Annotated in this window: 4 protein-coding genes; 1 reads left to right on the top strand and 3 read right to left on the bottom strand. The window is 66.0% G+C overall.

The genetic code is table 11. The annotated features are described in order from the left end of the window. Positions 1 to 301 precede the first annotated feature (301 nt). The gene (gene rffA / locus Q4I23_RS30665) at positions 302 to 1,621 is read left to right on the top strand and encodes a dTDP-4-amino-4,6-dideoxygalactose transaminase (RefSeq protein WP_498528723.1); all 1,320 of its coding nucleotides are present in this window, start codon (positions 302 to 304) and stop codon (positions 1,619 to 1,621) included. 63 nt (positions 1,622 to 1,684) lie between these two features. On the opposite strand, the gene Q4I23_RS30660 is transcribed toward rffA, so the two are convergent. The 3 genes from Q4I23_RS30660 to Q4I23_RS30650 all read right to left on the bottom strand — a co-directional run. Beyond that, entirely contained in the window at positions 1,685 to 2,950 is a 1,266-nt protein-coding gene (locus tag Q4I23_RS30660) for a glycosyltransferase family 4 protein (protein ID WP_498528722.1), read from the bottom strand. Positions 2,951 to 2,963: 13 nt separating this feature from the next. Then, complete coding sequence (locus tag Q4I23_RS30655; protein WP_454016617.1) at positions 2,964 to 4,301, bottom strand: O-antigen ligase family protein; 1,338 nt, start codon at positions 4,299 to 4,301, stop codon at positions 2,964 to 2,966. Next, positions 4,298 to 4,605, bottom strand: a 308-nt coding sequence (locus Q4I23_RS30650) for a glycosyltransferase (protein ID WP_498528721.1), incomplete at its 5' end; no start/stop codon positions are given. The genes Q4I23_RS30655 and Q4I23_RS30650, both read right to left, overlap by 4 nt.

Genomic DNA, 4,605 nt, shown 5'->3' with positions numbered 1-4,605 from the left:
GCCTTCCAACATGTGATCGGCCTCGCCTCATTGGGGTCATTCACTTGCCGTTGGTATTACACATTGCCCCGACGAGTCTCTGATGGGCAAGCGCATCACCATCATTCAATCTAGCTACGTGTCCTAGAAAGGTCGCTTTGATATCATTTGCTCGATAGACGGATTTTCCCTGTTCGACGGCGTGTCGTTTGTCCGGTGTGGCTGGCGCAACCGTATCAAGACGGCGCGGGGTGCCCCTTTCGCCGCGCTCGCTCCCCGACTCAGGGTGTTCTACGGCGAGTTCGAGCGCGAGGTGATGCTGATGAGCGACATGAAGATTGCCTTCAACCGCCCCAAGTTAGCCGGCAACGAGTTGGAATACATCCGCCAGTCCCTGGAGCAGGCGCACCTTTCCGGAGACGGAGCGTTCACCAAACGCTGTCGTGCGTGGCTGGAACGGCGGCTTGGGGCACCGCAGGCCTTGCTGACCCATTCCTGCACGGCAGCGCTGGAGATGGCCGCCCTTCTGACCAACGTCGGTCCGGGGGATGAGGTCATCATGCCCTCCTACACCTTCGTGTCGACCGCGAACGCCTTCGTGCTGCGCGGAGCGGTGCCTGTCTTCGTGGACATTCGGCCGGATACGCTGAACATCGACGAGCGCCTGATCGAGGCGGCGATCACGCCCCGCACCCGCGCCATCTGCGTGGTGCATTACGCCGGCGTCGCCTGCGAAATGGACGCGATCTGCGCCATCGCCGCCCGGCATGGTCTGGCGGTGATCGAGGATGCCGCGCAGGCGCTGATGTCCGCGTACCGCGGCCGTCCGCTCGGCACCTTCGGCGCCTTGTCGGCCTTTTCCTTCCACGAAACCAAGAACCTGATCTCCGGCGAGGGCGGCGCCCTGGTCGTCAACGATCCGGATTTGATCACCCGCGCCGAAATCATCCGCGAGAAGGGCACGGACCGCGCGCGCTTCATCCGTGGCGAGGTCAACAAGTACAGCTGGGTGGACGTCGGTTCGTCCTATCTTCCCTCCGACATTCTGGCAGCGTTTCTTCTCGCTCAATTCGAGAATGCCGAGCGGCTGGACGAGGAGCGGCATGCCTTGTGGAACGCCTACCACGAGGCTCTGGCACCGCTGGAGGAGCGCGGCCTGTTGCGCCGTCCACTGATCCCGGCCGAGTGTCGGCACAATGCACATCTGTATTATGTCCTGGCGCGCACAGCCCGTGAGCGCAATGCGTTGGTCGCCCACCTCCGAACGAACGGCATTCAGGCGCCGTTTCATTATGTGCCGCTGCACACCGCGCCGGCAGGACGGCGTTTCTCCCGCGCCGCAGGGGAATTGCCCGTTACGACCGATCTCTCCGAAAGGCTGCTGCGTCTTCCGATGTGGTACGGGTTGGGTGCCGGGGCCGAGCAAGTCATCGAAGCCGTGCAGGACTTTTTCCGCACGGCCTGCTCGAGGGCGGCGACGACGACAGGCTATGCCGCCTCAAGGGCGTTGGCGCGTAATCTGGCTTGGATGCGAAGCACATCCGGCGAGGTTCCACCACCGCCACCGGAGGGCGCCACCGGCATGACCCTCTCGATCAATGCGAACGCATTGAATCGAGAGGGTTCCACGGTTGGAAAATGATGGAACCGATCATTTTCCAACCCTATCAATCGTCCCGGCCTTGACCTTTTCCCATGCTTGCTCTTATGCCGGCGCCGGCGTGTAGAGGTCCGGCGTGATTCGGCAGCTCGCAAAATCCTGGGCGCGTACGTGGGCGGCGCGGCTCATGGCGCGCAGGCGGGCGCGGTCGTGGTCCAGGGTCACGATGGCGTCGGCCAGACCGTCGATCACCTCCGCCGCGGCGCGCCCGTGGCAGGGAACGGCGAAGCCGCAGGAGGAATCGATCATGATCCCGGACCCGCCGAGATCGAGGCAGATCACCGGCTGCGCGTTGGCCAATGCCTCCATGATGACGTTGGCGGCGGAGTCGTGCAGGCTGGGGAACAGAAGCGCGTCGGAGCTTCGCAACACTTCCATATAGTCGGGATGGGACAGCCACTCGATGAAATCGACATGGTCGGCGATGCCCAGCCGGTCGGCGAGAGTCTTCCACTCCTCCGACTGCGGACCGCTTCCGATCATCTGAAGGCGTGCCCGCGCCCCCTTCTCCAGTGCCCTGGCCAGCGCCGCCAGCGCATAGTAGCCACCCTTCCAGTAGAGGAAGCGGCCCGAGAAGCGCAACTTCAGAGGCGCTCCGGTATCGCCGCCGGTTTGGGCTTTCATCGGCACGAAGCGGTCGGGCGGGAGGGAGCAGCCGAAATGCTGGCGCGCCTTGTGGCGGTCCCCGGCGGGCAGGACGTGGCGGCTCTCATGGGTCTTCACATAAATCAGGTTGTAGCGCCGGTAAGTCAGGCGGAGGAAGGGGTCGATGCGCGTCATGGCGATGGCGACGTCGCGGACCAGCTCCGTCGCGATGGCCTTCCAGCCCAGCGGGCGGATCAGCGGCCAGGGCGCCCGCTCCCCGCCGCCGACCGGGCCGATCACCGACAGGGGCGCCAGTCCACCGCAGAAGGCGGGAAAACGGATTCCGCCGATGGTTACGTTATGGATGATGTCGAAGGGCTGTCGGCGCACCAGCTCCTTCACCACCGCCCGGCAGCGCCATTGCCACGCGATGTAGGACAGCTGGAACCGCGTCTTGCTGTCGTGGTGCGCCATGGTGTCGGGGCGGTCGATGAACACGAAGTCGTCCGGTTCGAAGGCGGTTTCGCCGCGCGCGATCTTGCCCAGGATCTTCGGGCGCAGGCGCCCCTGTGTGACCACCGTCACCCGGCAGCCCGACCGCTTCAGCCCCTCGCCCCAATTCCAGCCGTTGGCGGATTCCGACCCGCTGTCCGGCTCGAAGGCGAAGGCCACCAGCAGAATCGACTTTCCGGAATTGGCGGATTCGCCGGTGAACGGCACGCTCATCGTTCATCCTCCCTCATGAATGCGGCAGCGGGGATCGGTTTTCGAGTTCGTTGCGGTAAATCAGGCCGGCGGCGATGCCGACGCCGAACAGGACCCAGAACCAAATGCCCAACATCGGCCCCTCCAGGGTCACGTCGAAGGAGGCGTTGATGACGATGGACAGCCAGTAGCAGAAGAGAAAGACGAACAGCCGTGCCCAGGCGCGGTCGCCGTTGCGGCGGGCCAGCAGGAAGGCGCGCATCATGAAGACCGACCAGCTTCCCAGCAGCGCCGCCCACAGGACAAAGCCGGGCACCCCGGCGCGGGCGAGGATCGTCATGTGGGCGTTGTGCGGGCTGCGCAGCACCTGCCCGTCCTCGGCATCGACCACCTGGAACCCGTCGTCGTCGGCCAGATTGATGCCGAAGCCCTTGCCGTCCCAGAAATGGTCGCCCTGCACGGTGTAGCCGATGATCTTGTCCCACCACATGATGCGCCATTGCTTGGTGCCGTCGAGCGTGGCGGTGTCGGTGGTCCCCAGGATGCTCATCGCGTTGGTGACGAGTTGGTCGACCGACAGCTTCCGCGACGAGACCTCGATCTCCAGGTTCAGCACCAGCGCTACGATGACGGTGACCGCGGCGATGCCCAGCAGCGGGGCGAGCTGCCGGCTGCGCGGCACCAGGGCCAGCGCGATGGCCAGCGGCACAACGATGGCGAGCATCCCGCCGCGGCTGTGGGCGGCGACCAAGGCCATGCCGAACACCAGCATCGCCAGTTGCAGCGGGTTCAGGCGGCGGAAGCCCAGTAGCACGAACAGGGCGACGCCCGCGAAATGCACGCCGACCTCGCCGGGGCGCAGGCTGATGAAGGGGACTCCGTAGCGCGGCCAGGTGGGGATCTGCGCGTGCAGAAGCTGGAACAGCGGGTAGACGACCGGCATGACCGTGACGAAGAACACCGCGAAGCCGCCATAGGCCAGCACGAGGCGGCGCAGCCGTTCCGGCTCGTCGTACAGCAGGGCGATGACGACGAAGGCGAGCAGCCCGTACATCACGATCACGCTGTCGCGCAGCGCGTCGAAGCTGTAGGTGCCGAAATAGGGCAGCGTGCGCGCCAGCACCCAGACGATCAGGATCGCCAGCAGCGTTCCCGGCAGGCTGGACACCGTGGCGAAGACTCCGCCGGTGCGCAGCATGACCAGCAGGCCGGAGAGCAGCAGCACCTCCCCGATGAACAGCGGCGGCGCGCCGATGTAGGCGAAGCCGCGCCCGGCCAGGGAATAGCCCAGCAGGACGACCATCAGGAAGGTCAGGTAATGGTCCGCGGCGCGGGTCCCGCTGCGCTTCGGCGTGGCGAGGACGGCGCTCATGACGGGCGTCCGTAGGCGGCGGCGCGCAGCCGGGCGGCGATCCGACCCCAATCGCCGATCGCCACCACCATGCGGTGGGCGTTGGCCGCCATGCTCTGCCAAGCGCCGGGGCCGGTCCGCTCGGCCCGCGCCAGCGCGTCGGCCACCGCCTGCGCCGTCAGGACGGACACGCCGAAGCCGGCGCCGTGGCCCTCCACATACGGGACGAGGCCGGTCTCCCGCGTCACGATCAGCGGCAGGCCGGACAGGGCGGCCTCCAGGCAGCCGGTCGGCATCACATCGTAGCGCGAGGTCAGCGTGAAAT

Source organism: Azospirillum sp. UFLA03-27 (genome assembly GCF_059803775.1).
The sequence above is the reverse complement of the archived record's forward strand: the minus strand, read 5'-3'. Positions and strand labels throughout refer to the sequence as shown.

Excerpts from the sequence above, each read along its gene's own strand:
- rffA (WP_498528723.1), top strand. The coding sequence starts at position 302 with ATGAGCGACATGAAGATTGCCTTCAACCGCCCCAAGTTAGCCGGCAAC.
- Q4I23_RS30660 (WP_498528722.1), bottom strand. The coding sequence starts at position 2,950 with ATGAGCGTGCCGTTCACCGGCGAATCCGCCAATTCCGGAAAGTCGATT.
- Q4I23_RS30655 (WP_454016617.1), bottom strand. The coding sequence starts at position 4,301 with ATGAGCGCCGTCCTCGCCACGCCGAAGCGCAGCGGGACCCGCGCCGCG.